This is a genomic window from Brevibacterium sp. SMBL_HHYL_HB1 (genome assembly GCF_018208375.1).
GTDB classification, from domain to species: domain Bacteria; phylum Actinomycetota; class Actinomycetes; order Actinomycetales; family Brevibacteriaceae; genus Brevibacterium; species Brevibacterium intestinavium.
The window spans coordinates 3,206,678-3,227,038 of the sequence record NZ_CP062936.1; the positions used below are offsets into that span (position 1 = coordinate 3,206,678).

The 20,361-nt window shown below is 66.9% G+C and carries 18 protein-coding genes, 2 pseudogenes and 1 riboswitch; of the genes and pseudogenes, 17 read left to right on the plus strand and 3 right to left on the minus strand.

Going from position 1 to position 20,361, the window contains the following annotated elements; genetic code table 11:
- The first annotated feature begins 67 nt into the window (after window positions 1-67).
- From IG171_RS14755 to IG171_RS14775, 5 genes and pseudogenes are all read left to right on the plus strand, one after another.
- Window positions 68-664 (plus strand): DUF308 domain-containing protein, encoded by a 597-nt coding sequence (locus tag IG171_RS14755; RefSeq protein ID WP_212128129.1) that lies wholly within the window; start codon window positions 68-70, stop codon window positions 662-664.
- 376 nt (window positions 665-1,040) lie between these two features.
- Window positions 1,041-2,549, plus strand: a complete 1,509-nt coding sequence (locus IG171_RS14760; protein WP_212128130.1) for an inorganic phosphate transporter — start codon at window positions 1,041-1,043, stop codon at window positions 2,547-2,549.
- A 410-nt stretch (window positions 2,550-2,959) separates the two neighbouring features.
- Window positions 2,960-3,787, plus strand: a pseudogene (gene erm, locus IG171_RS14765) (23S ribosomal RNA methyltransferase Erm); the annotation flags it as partial.
- A 915-nt stretch (window positions 3,788-4,702) separates the two neighbouring features.
- On the plus strand, window positions 4,703-5,098 hold the full coding sequence (locus tag IG171_RS14770) for a hypothetical protein (RefSeq protein ID WP_212128131.1): 396 nt from the start codon (window positions 4,703-4,705) through the stop codon (window positions 5,096-5,098).
- 83 nt (window positions 5,099-5,181) lie between these two features.
- Window positions 5,182-5,292, plus strand: a riboswitch (SAM riboswitch).
- Between the two features lie 30 nt (window positions 5,293-5,322).
- Window positions 5,323-5,805, plus strand: a complete 483-nt coding sequence (locus IG171_RS14775) for a hypothetical protein (protein WP_212128132.1) — start codon at window positions 5,323-5,325, stop codon at window positions 5,803-5,805.
- A 15-nt stretch (window positions 5,806-5,820) separates the two neighbouring features.
- On the opposite strand, the gene IG171_RS14780 is transcribed toward IG171_RS14775, so the two are convergent.
- Entirely contained in the window at window positions 5,821-6,495 is a 675-nt protein-coding gene (locus IG171_RS14780) for a metal-dependent transcriptional regulator (protein ID WP_212128133.1), read from the minus strand.
- A gap of 176 nt (window positions 6,496-6,671) precedes the next feature.
- Here IG171_RS14780 and IG171_RS14785 point away from each other — a divergent pair, with 176 nt between their 5' ends.
- The 6 genes from IG171_RS14785 (at window position 6,672) to IG171_RS14810 (ending at window position 14,097) form a co-directional block, all read left to right on the plus strand.
- Window positions 6,672-7,193, plus strand: a complete 522-nt coding sequence (locus IG171_RS14785; RefSeq protein WP_212128134.1) for a hypothetical protein — start codon at window positions 6,672-6,674, stop codon at window positions 7,191-7,193.
- A gap of 154 nt (window positions 7,194-7,347) precedes the next feature.
- A complete protein-coding gene (gene betT, locus IG171_RS14790) occupies window positions 7,348-9,618 on the plus strand; it encodes a choline BCCT transporter BetT (protein WP_212128135.1) in 2,271 nt (756 codons plus the stop codon).
- Between the two features lie 191 nt (window positions 9,619-9,809).
- Window positions 9,810-11,399: a lipase maturation factor family protein gene (locus IG171_RS14795; protein WP_212128136.1), complete on the plus strand. Its 1,590-nt coding sequence runs from the start codon at window positions 9,810-9,812 to the stop codon at window positions 11,397-11,399.
- A 141-nt stretch (window positions 11,400-11,540) separates the two neighbouring features.
- Window positions 11,541-12,431 (plus strand): metal ABC transporter substrate-binding protein, encoded by an 891-nt coding sequence (locus IG171_RS14800; RefSeq protein WP_212131718.1) that lies wholly within the window; start codon window positions 11,541-11,543, stop codon window positions 12,429-12,431.
- Entirely contained in the window at window positions 12,428-13,219 is a 792-nt protein-coding gene (locus IG171_RS14805) for a metal ABC transporter ATP-binding protein (RefSeq protein ID WP_212128137.1), read from the plus strand. The genes IG171_RS14800 and IG171_RS14805 overlap by 4 nt, the downstream gene beginning before the upstream one ends.
- Window positions 13,216-14,097 carry a metal ABC transporter permease gene (locus IG171_RS14810; RefSeq protein WP_212128138.1) on the plus strand — a complete coding sequence of 294 codons (882 nt, stop codon included), beginning with the start codon at window positions 13,216-13,218 and terminating at the stop codon, window positions 14,095-14,097. Before IG171_RS14805 ends, IG171_RS14810 begins: the two co-directional genes overlap by 4 nt.
- A 172-nt stretch (window positions 14,098-14,269) precedes the next feature.
- Here the strand turns inward: IG171_RS14810 and IG171_RS14815 are convergent, their stop codons facing one another.
- A complete protein-coding gene (locus IG171_RS14815; protein ID WP_212128139.1) occupies window positions 14,270-15,529 on the minus strand; it encodes an Nramp family divalent metal transporter in 1,260 nt (419 codons plus the stop codon).
- A gap of 100 nt (window positions 15,530-15,629) precedes the next feature.
- Between IG171_RS14815 and IG171_RS14820 the strand changes: the two genes are divergently transcribed.
- The 4 genes from IG171_RS14820 to IG171_RS14835 all read left to right on the plus strand — a co-directional run bounded on the left by IG171_RS14820 (window position 15,630) and on the right by IG171_RS14835 (window position 18,287).
- A complete protein-coding gene (locus IG171_RS14820; RefSeq protein WP_212128140.1) occupies window positions 15,630-16,247 on the plus strand; it encodes a TetR/AcrR family transcriptional regulator in 618 nt (205 codons plus the stop codon).
- Complete coding sequence (locus tag IG171_RS14825; protein ID WP_212128141.1) at window positions 16,244-16,603, plus strand: DoxX family protein; 360 nt, start codon at window positions 16,244-16,246, stop codon at window positions 16,601-16,603. Before IG171_RS14820 ends, IG171_RS14825 begins: the two co-directional genes overlap by 4 nt.
- Window positions 16,604-16,752: 149 nt before the next feature.
- Window positions 16,753-17,568 carry a methyltransferase domain-containing protein gene (locus IG171_RS14830; RefSeq protein WP_212128142.1) on the plus strand — a complete coding sequence of 272 codons (816 nt, stop codon included), beginning with the start codon at window positions 16,753-16,755 and terminating at the stop codon, window positions 17,566-17,568.
- A 170-nt stretch (window positions 17,569-17,738) separates the two neighbouring features.
- Window positions 17,739-18,287: a hypothetical protein gene (locus IG171_RS14835; protein ID WP_212128143.1), complete on the plus strand. Its 549-nt coding sequence runs from the start codon at window positions 17,739-17,741 to the stop codon at window positions 18,285-18,287.
- Between the two features lie 46 nt (window positions 18,288-18,333).
- Here the strand turns inward: IG171_RS14835 and IG171_RS14840 are convergent, their stop codons facing one another.
- Entirely contained in the window at window positions 18,334-19,053 is a 720-nt protein-coding gene (locus tag IG171_RS14840; protein WP_249203726.1) for a sulfite exporter TauE/SafE family protein, read from the minus strand.
- Between the two features lie 716 nt (window positions 19,054-19,769).
- On the opposite strand from IG171_RS14840, the pseudogene IG171_RS19365 reads away from it, so the two are divergent.
- Together IG171_RS19365 and IG171_RS19370 are read left to right on the plus strand one after the other, a co-directional pair.
- A pseudogene (locus IG171_RS19365) lies at window positions 19,770-20,027 on the plus strand (23S rRNA (uracil(747)-C(5))-methyltransferase); the annotation flags it as partial.
- Between the two features lie 43 nt (window positions 20,028-20,070).
- Window positions 20,071-20,346, plus strand: a complete 276-nt coding sequence (locus IG171_RS19370; protein WP_349252157.1) for a hypothetical protein — start codon at window positions 20,071-20,073, stop codon at window positions 20,344-20,346.
- The last annotated feature ends 15 nt before the right edge of the window (window positions 20,347-20,361 follow it).

Genomic DNA, 20,361 nt, shown 5'->3' on the forward strand with positions numbered 1-20,361 from the left:
GGGCGGTCCCGCCGGAGCGCCCCGGTTCATTCAGCGTCCGCCCAAACCGAACGATTAGGCTGGGGACATGGACCTCAAACGCACCAGCAGAACAGTCATCATCAATGGTGTCATCGCGTTCGCGATGGGCGTGCTGATGATGGTCTGGCCCGGCGCCAGCGCCGAGCTGGTCGTGCGCATCTTCGCCTGCTGGCTCGCCGTCATCGCCATCACCTCCCTCGTGTTCGCACCGAAGGGAGGCCGCACCGGCAGCCTGGTCACCCGTGCGGTCCTGCTCATCCTCCTCGGGGTCCTCATCTTCCTCACCCCGATGCTGTTCGCCTCCATGCTCACGGTGCTCACCGGCTTCGCGATCATCTTCTTCAGCTTCCTCGCGCTGACCGTGTCCTTCTTCATCCGCCGGATCGGTGTCCGCTCCTGGTGGGTGCTCACGGTCATCGGCGCCCTCGGCATCGTCCTCGGCGCCTTCTTCCTCTTCGCCCCGCAAGCCGGAGTCACCACACTGGTCTTCACGCTGGCCGGGTTCATCATCCTCGTCGGCATCGCCCTGGTGGCCCTGGGCTGGCGCCTGCGCAAGGCAGACCAGCGGATCAAGGCCGACCCGCATCGCAACCGTCCCGACGACGGCGGCGGCGACGTCATCAGCGGCGAGATCATCGACTGAGATCCGGCCGCCTCGGCGGGGCCTTCCCCACCTGAACGGGTCGGCCACCCGCACATCGGCGATTCGGACACCCGCGGCCGGGTGCCCGAATCGCCTTCATTCACACGATCGAGGGATTCGTGTCGATTGTCACAGTCGTTTTCTCTGCCCGTGCTCACCGGCGCCTGCCCACCTTCCCCGGCTCGCCCGCATAGCATCTGACCTGGAATTTCATGTGAACTCACGGCGAACTGCATCGACTGTGCATCAACTGTTCCCCACTCCCGGAATCGGAGTTCACCTTCCGTTCACCTTCCCCGTAACCCTGCGGTCATCCAGCCTGCGAATCATGGAGTCAGACCCAGCCTCGACGCATGACCTTCGCTAGGAGTTCTCAATGACCCAGGTTCTGGCCCCGGAGCGCCACACTCCGAGTCCTGCCGTCGGCCGCAGCAATGATCGTCTCTGGCACCTGGTCTTCGGTGCCCTCCTTGCGGTCACCCTCATCGCCTTCACTCTGTGGTCATTCGATTTCGTGGGTCGGGACGCACCTCGCATGGTGCTCATCACGACGGTCATCTTCGGCGCTTTCATGGCCTTCAACATCGGCGGCAACGATGTGGCCAACGCCTTCGGCACCTCCGTCGGCGCCGGCACCCTGACGATGAAGCAGGCGCTCGTCGTCGCCGCCGTGTTCGAGGTCAGCGGCGCTCTGCTGGCCGGCGGTGACGTCACCGACACGGTCAAGAGCGGGATCGTCGACCTCAGCGCCGTGGCACTCGATCCGATGGACTTCGCGTTCATCATGATGGCCGCGCTCCTCGGCGCCTCCGTGTGGCTGCTCGTGGCAACCCGGATGGGCTGGCCGGTGTCGACGACGCATGCGATCATCGGCGGCATCATCGGCGCCTCGCTGACCATCGGATTCGTCACCGGCACCGGCGGCTTCTCCATGGTCCAGTGGTCCGAGGTCGGCCAGATCGCGATCTCCTGGGTGCTCTCACCCGCCCTCGGCGGCCTCGCCGCGTTCCTCATCTACGGGCTGATCAAGAAGCACGTCCTCGGCGACGCCCTCTCACACACCCTGAAACCGCACATGCTCGCCCCGGTCTCCCCCGCCCAGGGCACGATCGACGCGCAGATCGACGAGGCGACCACCGCCGCCGAGGCGGGAGCGGAGTCCGGTTCGATCGGCACCCATTCGTCGCTGCAGCGCTGGGTTCCGCTCGTCGCCGCCGCCGGCGCGGTCATCATCACCGCGATGCTGCTGTTCAAGGGCCTGAAGAACCTCGACATGAGCGTGAGCACCGTCGGCGGAGTCCTCGTGATGGCGATGGTCGGCATCGCCGTGTGGCTGGCCGTCTTCGTCTTCGCCAAGACCCTGCGCAAGCAGACCGTGCCGCGGGCGACCTACATCCTCTTCTCCTGGATGCAGGTGTTCACCGCTTCCGCCTTCGCCTTCAGCCACGGCTCCAACGACATCGCCAACGCCGTCGGCCCCTTCGCCGCCGTCCTCGACGTGCTGCGCACCGACAGCATCCACGGCGAGGCGACCGTTCCCTTCGCCGCGATGCTCACCTGCGGCATCGCCCTGGTCGCCGGGCTGTGGTTCATCGGCCGCAAGGTCATCGCCACCGTCGGGACGAACCTCACCGAGATCCACCCGGCCTCCGGCTTCGCCGCGGAACTGGCCGCGGCCGGAATCGTCATGGCCGCCTCGGTGAGCGGACTGCCCGTGTCCTCGACCCACATCCTCATCGGCGCGATCATCGGCGTCGGACTCGTCAACCGCTCGGCGAACTGGAAGCTGATGAAGCCGATCGCCCTGGCCTGGGTCATCACCCTGCCGGCAGCCGCGATCATCGGATCCATCGGCGTGCTGACCCTGCGCACCGTCCTCGGCTGATCCGCCCGGGCCCGACGGCACCACCCCGCAGATCTCCTCCTGGGACATCTGCGGGTTTTTGTTCTCCCCTCCCCTGGTGGCCACCGCCTCCCCTGTGCTAGTTTGGTGCGCATGGGAACATTGAACAGCAGCGCAGTGACTGCGCCTTGCTTCTACATTCGTCACCGCCGCGCCTAACAGCGCGCTCGACGAAGACTCTGTGATCGACTGACCGACGACGGTCGCCTCGATCTCCTCCTGCAAGCGCGTTGTCCTCCCGGATCGTCATCGGCATCCGGGCCATGCGGCAATCGGCTGACTCCGGACCGATCACCTCCTGATCGACCCGACTCACCATCATTGCGCTGCCTCGGGTGCCTCCACCTCCAACCGTGGAGCACCTCCCAATGCGACCCCATTCATCCCGATCGATGCACGGCGGCCGACACGAACTCGGTCAGAACTTCCTCCGCTCTTCCACCACCATCGCCACGATCGCCGACCTGGCTCGCGCCACCTCCGGACCCATCATGGAGATCGGCCCCGGCGGCGGAGCAGTGACGAACGAGCTCTATCGGCTCGGACGTCCGCTGACTCTCGTGGAACTCGACGAAACGAGGCTCGATCACCTTGAAGACACATTCCCGCGGGCCGAGATCCGGCACGCCGATGTTCTGACCACCCGGTTCGACCGACCGGTCATCGTCGGCAATCTGCCCTTCCACCTGACCACCCCCATCCTCCGCAGACTGCTGCGCACGGGGCGGTGGCAGCAGGCCATTCTGCTCACCCAATGGGAGGTGGCCCGCAAACGCGCCGGAGTCGGCGGTTCGACCATGATGACCGCGCAATGGGCTCCGTGGTTCGACTTCCGTCTCGCAGGGCGCGTCCCCGCCGATGCGTTCGACCCCAAACCCAGCGTCGATGGCGGCATCCTCACCATCGATCGCTGTTCCACCGGTTCGGTCCCCGACAGGAAACGAGCCGACTACCACCGATTCGTCCACGCGGTCTTCACCGGCCGAGGGCGGGGAATGAAAGGAATCCTTTCGAAGATGAGCATCACCGATCAGCGCACGCTGCACACGACCATGGACCGCAACGACATCAGAGGAAACGCTTTGCCCAAAGACCTCACCCCCGACCAGTGGGCCGGACTGTACTCGGAACTGGCCGCCGGCTCCGCTGAGCAGAGACCACAGGATGGCCGGAAGTCCACACCGGCGAAGACAGATCGGAAGAACTCGACGAAGGGACGCACCATGCGAAACGACAACAGACGGAACGCCGCCAAGCGCAGCGCGAACACCGCCGAACGCAGCGACAAGGGCCGGAACGGGGACTCGGTGCTCGGGCCCCTGCCGAGCGTGACCGGAGACCTTCCGGCAGTCGCCGGGGCCGATGCGGCGGAGAAGCCGGTGATCACCGGTGAGCTGCCGATCGTCGGCGCCGAACAGGCCACCGAGAAGCTCCAGGCCTCCATCCCGGGCGCCTCCCCGAAGGCGAAGAGCCATGACAAGGGGAACCTGCAGGCCGAACGCGGTTTCATGAACCAGCATCAGAAGCCGCAGCAGCCGCAGCCGAAGTGGAACCTTCCTCGCCGTCAGGGGTGACCTCAGGCAGGACAGCGGCTTCCCGGGGTCCCAAACGGGGCCCCGGGCACACGGTGAGCTGATTGTGCTGAAAGGTCTGAATTCGTCCGGGAGAATCGAACCTTTCGGAACTTTCGCCTCAGCAGAGAGCGCCATCGCGGCCCCTCGACCATCGGGTCGATTGCCCGGGTTGGGCTGGGCTGTGACACCACAGCCCAGCCCCGCTCCAAGCAGCCGAAGATCAAGAGGTTCCAGCGAAAAGGAATTCCCCCAGGGACTCCGATGCAGAAGAGCAGCTGATCATATGGGCGACGCTGCGTCCAGTGATGCGATTAACATTCATGATTCGTTGCCAATAAATCTCAGCTGACGTTTAATTATTCAAAGGCCATCTGTTCGGATGGCTCCGAAGCCGTCGACCCCAGTCGATCGCCCCACGAGAAGGCCCGAAGTCGAGTGTCAGTTCTACCCCCGCAGGACAACGGGAATTTCATTCCCGAGAAGCCGTCATCCACCCCTCATTTCAATCCTCCGACGAATTCTCGTAATTCAAAGCGACATCTGTGGTTCGGATTAGGCGGGGTGGGCATCGGAACCGTCATCGGCGCCAGTATCGTCGGAGCGGCTGTCGGCATCAACGCCGCGGTGGATGACAGTCGCGAATCAGCGAAGGCAGAGCTCATCGCCGGTGCCTATGCGACGTGTTCACTGGACACCGTCGACGGAGCCGAACTGAGTCCAGACGAACTGAGCATCACCATAAGTGGGGCCGGCAAGTATTTCGGACCTGAGACCTCCGATGTCTACTGCATCGGTGAAGCTCTTGGAATGCCCGATTCGGTGACCTCTCGCATGGGCCACACGCGGGCTCTCGACGGCACCCAGACTGCAGACTGGGATGTCTTCTCCGTTTCATGGACGTACCATCCAGACGATGGCCTCGGAGTGATATTCGAGTACACGCCGACCACAGACTGATGCTTTCTCAACCGAGTGCGTCCGGCGGCTCGGGACCGATCTGCTCAAGTCGCGTCAGACCCTCGCGCTAGTCTGTCACTCACGTTCTCGAGTTGTGGCCATCGGTACCTGGCCGGCCACACGGCAACCCGTCATCGACCGGGTGCCCCAGGGGAAGAACGGGCCCGGGCAAGCAGTCCGGGCAAGCTTCGATCCGGGCCCCGGCCCGAGAAGGACGGTCTCTCATGTCCGCAGACTCCCACGACCCCATTCCGGTCGATCCGCGCAATCCGTGGGAAGGCTTCAGTGCAGATGAGGCTCTGCGCTGGAGTCGTGTGCTCATCCACCACTCCCCCGATCCGCAGCCGGCCAGCATCAAGGCGGCGATGTCGCACTCCATCAGCAACGGTGTCGCCGTGGTCGGACGCGACTGGGTGCTCACCGCAGCTCGGGCCAGAGAGGACGGGTTCACTCCTGTGCTCTACCAGGCGCTGTTCGAGTCGCTGCAGACGATCGACGTCCGCGCGTTCCGCTCCCACCCGGGGCATCGCAGGACCACGTTCCGGTCCTACGTTCCCGGCACCCCGTATGAGTCCGAGATCTGGAACGACTGGCCGCGCCTGTTCCTCGAGGAGGAATTCGACGCTCGGACGGCGACCGCCCTCGTCCTGCTGCGCACCGAACCCCTGTTCCCGAAAACGGGGCCCACGAGCGCACCCGAACGCTAGAGTCGATCGGCCCGGTCACGACCTCACCGCTGCCGGCTTGAGGTACACGGCCGCGGCGAATTCCCGCTTCACCGCGCGTCTGCGCTGGTCGACGACAACGGTGACGGAATCGGCCGCGGTCGTGACCACCTCGATCCTCGCTTCGGGCAGCACGCCCGCCTCGGCGAGTTCGGACAGCACCTGAGGATCGGCGTCGGAGACCCGCAGGACCAGATAGGACCCGGCGGTCGCCTCGGCGAGCAGAAGCGACGAGTCATGGGACTCGACGCGCCCGTCCGAACGGGGGATCGGATCACCGTGCGGATCGGACCGGGGACAGCCGAGGAAGGCGTCGATGCGATCGATGAGCAGATCCGAGGCAGCGTGCTCGAGGGTCTCGGCCTCGTCATGGACTTCGTCCCACCCATAGCCCAGCGACTCGACGAGGAACGTCTCGATCAGCCGGTGCCTGCGCACCATCGACAGGGCGATGGCCTTGCCCTGGGCGGTCAGCACCGGAGGGCGATAGGGCACCCGTTTGATCAGCTCGAGCTCGTCGAGTCGTTTGAGCACCTCGGTGACATTGGCCTTCGTCGTTCCGAATCGGTTCGCGAGCTCGGTGGCAGTCATCGGGTCCCCGCCCCATTCCTGGGCCGACCAGATGGCCTTGAGGTAATCCTGGCTGACCTCGGACACTTCACCTGCACGCATGGGTTCAGTATCCCACGAACACCGCCGGATCCGGGCTCGCTCTTCCGACGCCGCGTCTGCACTCGCACCGCCGACCACCGGCACTGCAGGAGAAGTGGGCGATCGGGCACACATGTTGCGAAACGATTACCTGCGCATCCGCCCGGCGCCGAGGCGGCACTGCCACAATCACAGACATGACCTCCGATCCCCGCCATGTGTCCCCATCCGAGCGACCGGATCCGCACCCGGGCCGTATCGTCACCGGTCGCTGGGGCGCCCTCGCCCGGACACCGCTGCGCGTGATTCGGGGGTGGGTGTCGCCCCGCCCGGCTGACCGGTCGGCGGCCCCGCCGTCGACGGCTCCGCCGGCTGCCGGGAAGCGATCGCCCGGCTCCCGCTCGACCGGCGTGTTCCGAGCCGGCGAGGTCGAGTACGCTCATCTGCGGTCACTGCCACCCTTCGACACCGACCACCTCGTGCTCACCGATCTGCGGATCATGCGCGTGCGCACCGATGGCAGCGGCACCGTCACGCAGCTCGCCCAAGCCGCCCCCTGGCAGATCAGGACCGCCCGCGCCGAACACTTCCGCGGCCGGGCGACCGTGACCGTCGAATTCCACATCGGATCGTCGATGCGGCTCGAAGAGACCACCCCCGCCGAGGCGGAGCGGTTCATCGCCACCATCGACGAGGCGGCCGCACGGTGGCGCCCCTGAGCTCGCCCCTCGACCGGGCTCGGGGCAACCCGGCTTGCCACATGAGAGGCCGCATGAGAACAGGGGGTGCTGTTCCCGTGTGACCCCAGCCTCAATAGAATGGTCCGGGCCCCTTTTCGGGCCCAGTCCATTTTTTGCCTATCGGAGGTCATGCGTGCAGGATCCGAACGAAGCGAGATTGAAACGGCCCGTCGTCGAACGCGAGCGCTTCGGCGGCAGCGACCCAGCCACCCGAGTCAGCCGGGACACCGACCCCGACAGGCGCGCACCGATCGACAGCACGGAGCTCCGCCGGGGACCCGATGAGCTGTCCGACAACCGTGGTCCACGGGTCAACTGGCGAGTGTTCATCGTCGCTTCGCTCATCATCCTCGCCTTCTCCGTGTGGGCGATGGTCACACCTGTCTCCGCCCAGTCGACGATGAAGACGACCGTCGACTGGATCGCGGAGAACCTCGGCTGGTTCTATGTCGTCACGGTCACCGTCGTCATCGGCTTCGTCCTCTGGGTCGCCCTGTCGAAGGAGGGCGGGGTCCGCCTCGGGCCCGACCACTCGCGGCCCCAGTACAACCTCTTCACCTGGGTCGCGATGCTCTTCGCCGCCGGAGTCGGCATCGACATGCTCTTCTACTCGGTGACCGGCCCGATCACCCAGTACCTCCACCCGGTCAACGCCGCACCCGAGTCCGCGGCCGCGACTCAGGACGCCGTGGTGTGGACGATGTTCCACTACGGCATCGCCGGCTGGTCGATGTACTCGCTGCTGGGCATGGCCATGGGCTACTTCGCCTATCGCTGGGGCATGCCGCTGTCGATCCGCGCGGTCCTCTACCCCCTGCTGGGCAAGCGAGTGCGCGGAGCCACCGGCGACGTCATCGACATCTTCGCCCTCGTCGGCACCGTCTTCGGAGTGGCCACCTCGATGGGCATCGGCGTCGTCCTGCTCAACGTCGGCTTCTCCATGCTCTTCGGACTCCCCGAAGGGCTGGCCCTGCAGATCGCGCTCGTCATCGTCGCCGTCGTCATGACGGTCGCCGCCTGCACCTCGGGGGTGGACAAGGGCATCCGCCTGGTCTCGGAGCTCAACCTGTGGTCGTGCGCGGCGATGATGCTCTACATCCTCCTCACCGGCAAGACCGCGTTCCTGCTCAACGCCATGGTCGAGAACATCGGCCGCTTCGTCTTCTCCCTGCCCGAACGCACCCTGTCGACGTTCGCCTATGTCAGCGACGGCTCGGAGTGGATGGGCTCGTGGACGCTGTTCTTCTGGGCGTTCTGGCTGGCCTGGGGCCCCTTCGTCGGACTCTTCCTCGCCCGCATCTCCCGCGGCCGGACGCTGCGCGAGTTCGTCATCGCCGCGATCACCGCTCCCGTCCTCTGCGACTTCATCATCGTCTCGATCTTCGGCAACTCGGCCCTGTCCGAGGTCTTCAGCGGCAACGACGGGTTCGCCCAACTGGCCATCGACTCCCCCGAGGAGGGCTGGTACTCCCTGCTCGAGATGTTCCCGGGAGCCACCTTCCTCATCGGTCTGGCCACTCTGTCCGGACTGCTGTTCTACCTCACGTCCGCGAACTCCGGGGCGATGGTGATGTCGAACTTCTCCTCGACGATCCCGAACCCCGAAGAGGACGGAGCGAAATGGCTGCGCATCTTCTGGGCCCTGGTCACCGCCGTGCTCACGATCGCCATGCTCGTCGCCGGCGGGGTGACGACGATGGAGTACGCCACGCTCATCTTCGCTCTGCCCGTGACGATCATCGCCTATCTCGTCATGGCCTCGTTCTCGAAGGTGCTGCGGATGGAACGCGCCGAACGCGAGGGCCGCACCCGCAAGCGCCGCACCGCCGCCGCCCACGGCGGCCGGGCACCGGAGAAGACCTGGCGCCAGCGCCTGGCGACGCTGCGCTCCTACCCCTCGCAGAAGTCCGTGAGCCGGTTCGTCGCCGAGGTCATCGAACCCTCGCTGACGGCGGTGGCCGAGGAGTTCCGCGCACTCGGCTACTCCGTCGACCTCACTCAGGAATTCAACGAGAGCACCGGGATCAACGAGAACACGCTCGTCGTCGACATGGGCGACCAGCGCAACTTCCAATACCAGGTCGCCGCCGTCGAGGCGAACGTTCCGGCCTTCGGCGCCCGCAGCGCCCCGCGCGGCGACGACGTCTACTACCGGATCGAGGTCTTCACCCAGACCGGCTCCGAAGGCTACGACCTCATGGGACTGAGCAGCCAGCAGATCATCGACGACGTCCTCGACCGCTACGAGAACCACCTGTCGTTCCTCGACTACTCGCACGAGCACTCGTACCAGTCGGTCATCACCCCACCGGCACCGCCGGTGACGGATTCGATCCCGGCGATCCCCGTCTCGGCCGATGAGGTCGAGGAGGTCGCTCCGGAGCCCGAACCGGCCCACGAGTGAGGTCCACCGTGCACGCGAACTGACCCCCCGACCGGGCCCGGCTCCCTACCGGTGCACCGGTCCGCGAGTCGCCGAGGCTGTCCCCACCATCGGGGGCGGCCTCGGTGCGTTGGGCACGGGTATTGCACGAGGCGAGGCTGGGCCGCATAGTCGAGTCAGGACGTGAAGAATCGGACCTGGAGGTGATCGCCGTGGACATCGCTGCGGTGCTGCCCCTGCTCACGGCCGAGGACTACACGATCTCACGCGAGATCATCCAACGCGGCTTCGGCGCGCTCTTCCTCATCGCCTTCGCCTCCGCGTTCAACCAGTTCCCGGCCCTCCTCGGCGAGCGCGGGCTGACCCCGGCCCCGCGCTTTATCGCCCTGACCACCGCCGCGCAGGCGCCGACGCTCTTCCGGTGGACGCGGTTCCCGTATTCGGACGCCCGCCTGCGCCTGGTGACCGTGATCGGAATGGTGCTGGCCGCCTCGGCGATCATCGGTCTGCCCCAGGCAGGACCGGCCTGGGCGCCGATCCCGGTGTTCCTGGCGATGTGGGCGCTGTACTTCTCGATCTCCTCGATCGGCCAGCGCTTCTACGGCTTCGGCTGGGAATCGCTGCTGCTCGAGGCCGGGTTCCTCGTCGGCTTCCTCGGCTCCCACGAGGTCGCGCCGAGCCTGCTGATGATCCTGCTGCTGCGCTGGTTCGTCGTCCGCGTCGAGTTCGGCGCCGGGATGATCAAGATGCGCGGAGACTCCTCCTGGCGCGATCTCACCGCCATGGACTACCACCATCAGACCCAGCCGATGCCCGGTCCCCTCAGCCGCCTGGCTCACCTGATGCCCACCTGGTGGCATCGCAGTGAGACGCTGGGCAGCCATATCGTCCAGCTCATCGCGCCGTGGCTGCTGTTCCTGCCCCAGCCGATCGCGTCCTTCGCGGCCGCGGCCATCATCATCACCCAGCTCGCGCTCGTCGTGTCCGGCAACTATGCGTGGCTGAACTGGGCGACGATCCTGCTCGCCTGCTCCGGGATCAGCGACTCGTTCTTCCGCTGGATCGCAGGCGGTCCCTTCCCGGAGTGGGGATGGAACTCCGTGATCGATACGGTCACCGGCGCCGAGGCGGCCGGATCCGGCCAGCAGACGGCGCTGCCGCTGTGGTGGGCGATCCTCATCGCCGTCTTCGTCGCCTGGCAAGCCTGGCTGAATGTGCCCGCCCTGCGCAACCTCTTCTCTCCGACCCAGCTGATGAACGCCAGCTTCAACCGGTGGGGCCTGGGCAATGCCTACGGAGCCTTCGGCTCGATGACCGAGACGCGGGACGAGATCATCGTCGAAGGATGGATCGCCCCGGACGAGGCCGGCTCTGGCGAGGGCGATCCGGACGAATCCAGCCCGGGCGAGGACGGCGGCACTGCCGGCGGGGCCGCTGGGTGGCGGGAGTACCGGTTCAAGGGCAAACCCGGCGATGTCGAGCGGATCAGCCCGCTCATCGCCCCCTACCACCTCCGCCTCGATTGGCTCATGTGGTTCGCCGCGCTCGGTGACTATCGGCAGGCCTGGTTCTCCCGTCTGATCGAACGCATCGGCTCCGGCGACGAGCAGATCCGCCGCCTCATGGGCCCCGACCCCTTCGACGGTCGGGCCCCGGAACTCGTCCGCGTCCGCGTCTTCACCTACCGCTACGCCACCCGCGCCGAGCGCCGGGCCGCCGCGGCCGCCGGGGCGGGCCGTCCGTGGTGGGTGCGGTCGAACCCGCGCATTCTGGTCCGGCCGACCGACCTGCGGGTCGACTGACCGGCACGCCGGGCTCCTCGACTTGGCTTTCCTCACACCAGGACCTAAAGTTAATGTACCTTAACTTTGATCCAGGACCCCGCCGAATCAGGAGCCCTCGTGTCCGACCACAGACTTCGTCCCACGCCCCGTGCCCTCGCCATGGCGACCGCCCTCACTGTGGGCCTCAGCGCCTGCGGCGGATCCGCGACCGCCGAAGACGACGGCGGCAAACCCGTGGTGCTCACCACCTTCACGGTGCTCGCCGATATCGCGGACAACGTCGCCGGCGAGCATCTCGAGGTCGAATCGATCACGAAGGTCGGCGCGGAGATCCACGGCTACGAGCCGACCCCGGGAGACATCCGCAAGGCCGCGAAGGCCGACCTCATCCTCGACAACGGACTCAATCTCGAGCAGTGGTTCTCCCAGTTCGTCGACGACATCGATGTGCCTCACGCCGTCGTCAGCGACGGCGTCGACGAACTGTCGATCACCGGCGACGCCTACGACGGCAAACCCAACCCGCATGCTTGGATGAGTCCGCTCAACGTCCAGATCTATGCCGAGAACATGGCCGAGGCCTTCTCCGAACTCGACCCGGATCATGCCGAGGACTACTCGGCCAACGCCGACGAGTACGGCGAGGCGCTGCAAGAGGTTCAGGACGAACTCGTCGATGACCTCTCGAGGCTGCCGAAGTCCCAGCGGGCACTGGTCACCTGCGAGGGGGCCTTCTCCTATCTCGCCCGGGACGCCGAGCTGAACGAGAAGTACATCTGGCCGGTCAACGCCGAATCGCAGGCGACGCCGGGACAGATCACCTCGGCGATCGATTTCGTTCAGGACAATGAGGTGCCGGCGGTCTTCTGCGAGTCGACGGTCTCCTCGGCGCCGATGGATCGGGTCGTCGAGGCTACCGACGCCGAATTCGGCGGCACCCTCTACGTCGATTCGCTCTCGGACGCCGACGGGCCGGTCCCGACCTACCTCGACCTCATCCGCCACGATGCGAAGACCATCACCGAAGCACTGACCGGAGGCGAAGCATGACCACACCCGCCATCACCGTCACCGAAGCGACCGTCCACTACGGGCAGGTGCTCGCCCTCGACCGCGCTTCCCTGACCTTGGAGGCCGGCCGGATCTGCGGGCTGGTCGGGATGAACGGCTCGGGCAAGTCGACGCTGTTCAAAACGATCATGGGCATGGTCGAGCCCGATACCGGACATGTGTCCGTCAACGGCACGACCCCGGCCAGGGCCCGCCGAGCCGGACTGCTCGGCTATGTCCCGCAGAGCGAGGACGTCGACTGGGACTTCCCGGTCTCCGTCCGCGAGGTCGTCATGATGGGCCGCTACGGGCACATGGGTCCGCTGCGGATTCGGCGCCGAGCCGATCGTGAGGCCGTGGATCTGGCGCTCGAACGGGTCGAACTCACCGATTTCGCCGACCGGCAGATCGGGCAGCTCTCCGGCGGGCAGAAGAAGCGGGCCTTCGTCGCCCGCGGCATCGCCCAGGGAGCGAGGATCCTGCTGCTCGACGAACCCTTCGCCGGCGTCGACAAACGCAGCGAGGCCACGATCGTCCGGCTGCTCAAGGAGCTCGCCGCCACCGGGGTGACGGTGCTCGTGTCGACCCATGACCTGCACGCGCTGCCCGAGCTCGCCGACGAGGCGGTCCTGCTGATGCGGCAGGTGCTGCTCCACGACTCCCCCGCCGAGGTGCTCCGTCCCGACAATCTCGCCCTGGCCTTCGGCCTCGACGTCACGGATACGACGACCGGCGCCAGCCCGACGTCCGGTGACGCGGGTGCGGCATCCGGCGGTGGTGCGGCATGAGCCTCGTCTATCTCCTGCTCGAACCCTTCGCCTTCGACTTCATGCTGCGGGCCCTGGCGACCACGCTCATCGCCTCGGTCGTGTGCGCCCTGCTTTCGTGCTGGCTCGTGCTCATCGGCTGGTCGCTCATGGGCGATGCGGTCTCCCACGCCGTCCTGCCGGGAGTCGTGATCGCCTATGTCCTCGGCGCGCCCTTCGCCCTCGGGGCGGTGGTCTTCGGCTTCCTCGCCGTCGGACTCATCGGCGCGGTGCGGGACACCAGTCGGATCAAGGAAGATGCCGCGATCGGCATCGTCTTCACCTCCCTGTTCGCCCTCGGCCTCGTCCTCATCTCGGTCACGCCCTCGCACGTCGATCTCAACCACATCATCTTCGGCAATCTGCTGGGGGTCTCGTCCGCCGAATCGGCGCAGGTGGCAGCACTCGGTGCGATCGCCCTGGCCGTGCTCGTGGCCAAGAACCGCGACTTCACGCTCTATGCCTTCGATCCCACCCATGCCCACGCTTTGGGCATCAATCCACGGATGCTCGGCGCCATCCTGCTCGGGCTGCTGGCCCTGACCTCGGTCGTCGCACTGCAGGCGGTCGGAGTGGTCCTCGTCGTGGCGATGCTCATCATCCCCGGGGCCACGGCCTATCTGCTCACCGACCGGTTCCAGCGGATGCTGCTCATCGCTCCGGCGATCTCGGTGCTGTGCGCGATCATCGGCCTCTATTCGAGCTACTACCTCGACACGGCTTCGGGCGGGATGGTCGTCCTCGCCCAAGGGGCGGTCTTCATCCTCGTCTACCTGTTCGGTCCCCGCCACGGGCTCATCGGTCGCGGCGTCGCCGCCCGCCAGCGACGCCGGCGGGTCACCGCGAATCGGGCCGGATGAGCGGGATCGGGGCAGTCAGCGGGACTGAATCGAGTCGCCTCGGCGCGGGTCGGCCGTTCCGGCGAGGGTCGGTCGCCTCGGCGAGCACCTGCCGCCCCGGCGGAAGGTGAAGACCGCACGCGCGGCACTCGGACCGGGGAAGTCGCGCGTGCGGCCGATCTGGGTTCCACCCTCAGTCTAGGCCCAAAGCGAGGAGAACGAGGAGAACGACATTGAGAACGATGATGAGCCCCGAGGCCGCGATCGCGGCGATCGTGATGCCGCGGGAGTTCGCGTACCGTCCCATCACCGATCGATCCATGGTGAGTCTGACCAGGGGGATCATCGCGAACGGGATGCCGAGGCTGAGCACGACCTGACTGAGCACGAGCGACCAGGTCGGGTCGGCGCCGATCGCGAGCACGATGAGCGCCGGGATCATCGTCACCGCCCGCTGCCATACGATCGGCACATCGAGGCGCAGCAGCCCTTGCATGATCGAAGCGCCGGCATAGGAGCCGACGGCGCTCGAGGCCAGACCCGAAGCGAGCAGACCGATGCCGAAGAACAGCCCCACGACCTCGCCGAGGTTGGCCGTCACGACCGAGTGAGCGCCCTCGATCGTGTCGGTGCCGTCCTGACCGCGCAGGGAGGCGGCGGCTAGGAGCAGCATCGCGATGTTCACGGACCCGGCGATGACGAGGGAGAGGACGACGTCCCACCGGCTGGCGCGCAGCAGCCGGGGGATCGAGGCCCGCGAGGCGCTGCCGTGCCGGTCGACCGACAGCGCCGAATGCAGGTAGATCGCATGGGGCATCACGGTCGCGCCGAGCATGCTCGCCGCGAGCACCACCGAGTTCGTGCCCTCCAGCCGGGGCACGATCCCACCGGCCGCCTGGCCCCAGTTCACATCCCCGACGACCAGGCCGGCCAGAAAGCCGATGGCGATGATCGCCAGCAGGGCGATGATCACGGTCTCGAAGGGGCGCTGACCGCGGGTGGACTGGATCGAGAGCAGGAACAGAGAGACGGCGCCGACGATGATGCCGCCGAGCAGCAGCGGCAAGTCGAAGAGGATCTTCAACGCGATCGCCCCGCCGATCACCTCGGCGAGGTCGGTGGCGATGGCCACGATCTCCGCCTGCGACCAATACGCGAGCCTGGACCTGCGGTTCAGCCGGTCGCCCAGCAGGCTCGGCAGGGACTTGCCCGAGACCAGCCCGAGCTTCGAGGACAGGTATTGGACGAGCACGGCGATGAGGTTCGCGGCCACGAGGACCCACACCAGCAGGTATCCGTACTCGGCACCGGCGGTGAGGTTGGCCGCGACATTGCCCGGGTCGACATAGGCGATCGCGGCGACGAAGGCCGGTCCGAGCAGAGCGACCGTGGAGATCCTCTTCTTCCGACCGCGCCGGCCCGGGTGCACAGCAGCGGAGGAATCGACGTCCATAAAGTTAAGCTACATTAACTTATCCGCTCGGGCAAACTCCCGTGCGGTGATCGACGGATCCGGTCTGGAAAGTGAACACCGAAGGGCTTACGCTTCGACCATGGCTGGTGAACATGTTCAATTCCGCTCCGGGAAACGTCGGCAGACCGAGGAGAGGATCATCGCGGCCGCCGCGGATCTGTTCCTCGAACACGGCTGCAGGGCCACGACCGTGCGCGGCATCGCCAAGGCCGCCGAGGTGTCGATCGGCCGGGTGATGTCGGTCGGGGACAAGGACGAGATCCTCGTCCGCTGCTTCGACCGGTGGATCGGCCAGCTCCAGGACGGAACCCACTCTCCTCCCCCGCTTCGTCGGGCCGACCGGCCGAGGACTGCCTCGGCGGTGCAGCAGCATCTGCTGGAGATCTTCCTGCCCTTCCTCGAGTTCTTCGCCGCGCATGAGGACCTGTCCCGCGACTGCGCGGCGGCCATGATGCGGGTGCGCGGAGATCCCGAGGTATTCAGCGCCCTCGCCAACGATCTGCAGGCCCGGCTCAGTCAGAGCCTGATCGAGATCGGCATCAGCGAGAACGATGCACGGGCCAGTGCCGCCGGCCTCTACGACGCCTATCTGGGCATCCTCTTCCGGTGGGCCGCGACGACGATGACACTGACCGAGGCCACCGACTCCCTGCTCGAGGTCATCGCCGTCCACACACGTGTCAGGAGCCCGCTGTGACCATCCTCCCCGATCCCGTCTGGCCCGTCGTCGTCCTCGCCGTCGTCGTCTTCGGCGATGGGCTGCTGACCTTCCGGCCGCCCAGGACCATTGCCGCCTGCCTCGACGGCGTCGGATTCCCCCGCGACTGGTGGTGGGTGCTCGCGGTGGTGAAGTTCCTCGCCGCGGCCGGGCTGGTCGCAGGCCTCTGGATTCCCGGTCTCGGCGCGGCCGCCTCGGTCGGGCTCGTCGTCTACTTCCTCTGCGCTGCCGCCGCTCACCTGCGGGCGGACTATATCGGTCGAGACTTCTGGCTCAACTGCCTGGGAATGCTCCTCGTCTGCCTCGCCGTCCTCATCTTCTGCTTCCTCACATAGGCAGCTCACGCCGATTCGACATCCCGCCTGCCGAGATTCGCCAGAAAGGAGGCGATTCCCCGTGCATCACAGGCCATGACTGGCCTAGAGTCGAAGTACGGCATCGGTGCCGCCGGGGGTGCCGAGCCGTCCGGCAGAGGAGTGTGAACATGCCCGAATATGCCGACAGCAGTCGCACCCGCGACGAGACACCTCAGGAACGCCACGAGCGGTGGGCCTGGATCCATGACACTGCGTCGATGACGGGGTGGGACTTCGGCCCACTGGACGGTCGACTCATCGCCGATGACCCGCCGTGGGACTTCGACCAGATCTGCCTCGACGAGTTGGCCGCGTCGAGCAGCTGCCTCGATATGGGCACCGGCGGCGGCGAGCGCCTCATCGAACTCATCGACCGCCTCAGCCAGGCCAGACCTCCCGGTCAGCCGGGGCCGACGATCACCGCCACGGAAGGGTGGGAGCCGAACGTTCCCTTGGCCACCTCGGCGCTCGAGGACTACGAGGTCGACGTGGCCAGATACGACAGCGACCACCATCCGGAGATGCCGTTCGACGATGGCGCGTTCGATCTCGTGATGAATCGTCACGAGAGCTACGACATCGCCGAGGTCGCCCGCGTGCTCGCCCCGGGCGGGATGTTCCTCACCCAGCAGGTCGACGGGACGGAGGCGCAGGAGTTCCGGGATCTTTTCGGCGGCGGTCTGGGGGACCTGAGCCAGCAGCTCGAACCGTGCCGTGACCGGGTCGAGGGTGAGAGCCTGACGATCGAGGCGGCACGGAAGTGGCAGGGCACGATGCGCTTCACGGATGTCGAAGCGGTGATCGAGTACCTCGCCTACATCCCCTGGGACGTCCCCGGCTTCTCCGTGATGCCCAACCTCGACGTGCTGGGGCGCTTGGCGAAGTCGAGCGATCCCATCGAGGTCACGCAGAAGCGGTTCCTCATCGTCGCCCGCCGCCGGTGACCGGCGCGGCCGGGTCTACGGGTCACGTGACAGGACCGGTGTGTCCGGGACCTCGTGTCGCGGGGCAGCAGCCGCGTGGCCGGGCCCCGCGAGCGGAGGGAGGATTTCCCGACCCGGTGCGCGGGATAGCAGGATGGGCCGGGTCACCTCGGCGTCGATAGCGTCGAGGCATGACCTCGACGGACTTCACCTACCCCCAGCCGACCGATGATGAGCTCGCGGCGCAGCAGCCGCGGAGTCCGAGTCCGCACGCCCCGCTGATCTATTCTTCCCCGGGCGCCGGCCTCGAACAGTACGAGCGCGCGCCCCATCCGCCAGGTGCGGCCGGGCCGGTCGCCGGGGCATCAGGCGGTGTCGCCGGGGCACCGGTTTCGGCGAAGTCGCCGACTCTGGGGAAGACGGCCCTGGTCCTGGCGCTCATCGCAGCGGTGCTCACTCTGGTCGCCTCGGCGATCCTCGGTGCCACGCTCGGCCCCACCGAGGCCGCATCCGGTTACTACTTCGCGGATGTTCCCGAGTGGTACCAGAGCCTGGCGACCGGACTCGTCGTGCTTCAGGTCCTCTGCGCGTGCGTGGGGATCACCGCCATCATCATGGGCATCGTCTCGGCGGCCACCGCCCGCGGACGCACCTTCGGCATCATCGCCATCGCCGCGGCCGCGATCGCTCCACTCCTCTCCTTCGGCACGTTCGTCGCCCTCAGCTTCGCCTTCGCCTGATCGCTCCGCTCGACGGAGCACCTGCCACGCGGCCGGGACCGCTCCCTCACGCCTGGACGATGACGATCGCCCCGGAGACGATGGCGAAGCCGAGGACGATGCAGCGCAGCAGCGGCCCGTCGAGTCGGTGGTGGACGTAGCGGGAGAGGAAGGAGCCGATCGCCAGGAACGGCAGCATCCACGCCGTCGCGATCATCGTCTCCGCCGTGATCTGCCCGCTGAAGGCGAGCACGATGAGTGAGATCACCTCGCCGACGAGGAAGCACACGGCCACCGTCGAACGCAGCTCCGGTCCCGGACTGTGCTGGTAGGCCAGGGCGTAGGGCGGTCCGCCGACGCCGGTCGAGGTCTCGGTCACGCCGGTGATGAGTCCGACGGCGGCGAGCACCGGACGGTTCGGCGAGAATCTCGGGGCGAACAGCGCGATGATCGCGGCGATGAGCGTCGACCAGCCGATGAGCAGCGAAAGCTGGTGGAGGTTGACGATGACGAGGATCCACAGTCCTGCGAAAGTGCCGGCGAAGCGGCCGATGCTGATCCAGCTGACCCCGGTCCAGTCGATGTGGCCGCGTTCGCGGGCGGCGACGTAGAAGTTGAGCGGGATCATCAGCACGAGCAGCATCACGGGGATGAGGCTCGGGTCGATGAACGTCACGACCGGGGCGAGGATCATCGCGAATCCCATCCCCGTCGACCCCTGCACGAACGCGGAGACGAGCACGACGGCCGCGATGATCGCGAAGGCGAGCACCGTCAGCGAAACCATGGGATCCTTCGAGGTCGAGGGGCGATCAGATCGATGTGGACCCGTCCAGTCTACGGTCGTCGGTGGGCGGAATCGCCGTTTAGAATATGGGGATGACGCCCCTCCCGCTCATCCCCGCCGCGGCGGGTCACGGTCGACTCGAATGCGGGTACTTCGAGCGCGGAGAATGCCGGTCGTGCGCTCTCATCGAAACCGAGTACCCGCAGCAGATCACCGACGAGGAGGTCTGGTGCCACGAGGTTCTGGCGGCCGCGGCCCCATCGGTGTGGCTGCCGAGCTTCACCAGCGGGGTCCGCGACTTCCGCAACCGGGCGAAGCTCGCCGTCGGAGGAACTGCCGGGCACGTGACCCTGGGCATCCTCGATCAGGAGTTCCACGGCGTCGACCTGCGCGAATGCGGGATTCAGGCCGCAGCGATCCGGACGGTGATTCCGGTTCTCGCCGACTTCCTCGACGCCACCGGGCTCGAACCCTACTCCGTGTCCGCGCGGCGAGGTGAGCTGAAGTTCGTCCATGTCACCGCGGCGCCGTCCGGAGACCTGATGATCAGATTCGTCGTGCGCACCCAGCACGGTCTCGATGTGCTGCGGTCGCGGCGGGCGCGGCTCCTCGAACTCGTGCCGGAGGCGCGCGTGGTCTCGGTCAATCTCCTGCCCGAGCACAAGGCCGTGCTCGAGGGAAGCCGTGAGGAGATGCTGCACGGCGGATCGCTGCGGATGAACCTCGACCGGGTCGATCTGCACCTGCGCCCGCAGAGCTTCTTCCAGACGAACACCGCCGTGGCCATCGGCCTCTACGACCAGGTCGCCGAGTGGGTGGACGCGGTCGAGGCCAGCAGCCTGTGGGATCTCTACTGCGGTGTCGGCGGGTTCGCCCTCCACTGCGCGCGCCCGGCAGGCCGGGACGCCGACGGCCGGGGCCGCCGAGTCACCGGCGTCGAGGTCAGTGAGCAGGCGATCGAATCCGCGAAGACCAGCGCGGCCGAGCTCGGCGTCGATGCCCGGTTCCTCGCCGGCGATGCCACGGAGTTCGCCGAGGCGGGGGCTGGGTGGGGAGGCCGCGGGGCCGGACTGCGTGATCGTCAACCCGCCTCGGCGCGGGATCGGGGCACGCCTGGCGGCCGCACTCGAGGGCTCCGGCGTCGAGCACATCGTCTATTCGAGCTGCAACCCGGTGTCCTTGGCCAAGGACCTCGCCCGAATGCCCGGCTACGAGGTGGCCCAGGCGCGGATCTTCGACATGTTCCCGCACACGAAGCACCTCGAGGTCGCGGTGCTGCTTCTGCGGCGGTGAGCACTCCCGCACATC

Excerpts from the sequence above, each read along its gene's own strand:
- IG171_RS14755 (WP_212128129.1), top strand. The coding sequence starts at position 68 with ATGGACCTCAAACGCACCAGCAGAACAGTCATCATCAATGGTGTCATC.
- IG171_RS14760 (WP_212128130.1), top strand. The coding sequence starts at position 1,041 with ATGACCCAGGTTCTGGCCCCGGAGCGCCACACTCCGAGTCCTGCCGTC.
- IG171_RS14775 (WP_212128132.1), top strand. The coding sequence starts at position 5,323 with ATGTCCGCAGACTCCCACGACCCCATTCCGGTCGATCCGCGCAATCCG.
- IG171_RS14780 (WP_212128133.1), bottom strand. The coding sequence starts at position 6,495 with ATGCGTGCAGGTGAAGTGTCCGAGGTCAGCCAGGATTACCTCAAGGCC.
- IG171_RS14785 (WP_212128134.1), top strand. The coding sequence starts at position 6,672 with ATGACCTCCGATCCCCGCCATGTGTCCCCATCCGAGCGACCGGATCCG.
- IG171_RS14800 (WP_212131718.1), top strand. The coding sequence starts at position 11,541 with ATGGCGACCGCCCTCACTGTGGGCCTCAGCGCCTGCGGCGGATCCGCG.
- IG171_RS14805 (WP_212128137.1), top strand. The coding sequence starts at position 12,428 with ATGACCACACCCGCCATCACCGTCACCGAAGCGACCGTCCACTACGGG.
- IG171_RS14810 (WP_212128138.1), top strand. The coding sequence starts at position 13,216 with ATGAGCCTCGTCTATCTCCTGCTCGAACCCTTCGCCTTCGACTTCATG.
- IG171_RS14815 (WP_212128139.1), bottom strand. The coding sequence starts at position 15,529 with ATGGACGTCGATTCCTCCGCTGCTGTGCACCCGGGCCGGCGCGGTCGG.
- IG171_RS14820 (WP_212128140.1), top strand. The coding sequence starts at position 15,630 with ATGGCTGGTGAACATGTTCAATTCCGCTCCGGGAAACGTCGGCAGACC.
- IG171_RS14830 (WP_212128142.1), top strand. The coding sequence starts at position 16,753 with ATGCCCGAATATGCCGACAGCAGTCGCACCCGCGACGAGACACCTCAG.
- IG171_RS14835 (WP_212128143.1), top strand. The coding sequence starts at position 17,739 with ATGACCTCGACGGACTTCACCTACCCCCAGCCGACCGATGATGAGCTC.
- IG171_RS14840 (WP_249203726.1), bottom strand. The coding sequence starts at position 19,053 with ATGGTTTCGCTGACGGTGCTCGCCTTCGCGATCATCGCGGCCGTCGTG.
- IG171_RS19370 (WP_349252157.1), top strand. The coding sequence starts at position 20,071 with ATGCCACGGAGTTCGCCGAGGCGGGGGCTGGGTGGGGAGGCCGCGGGG.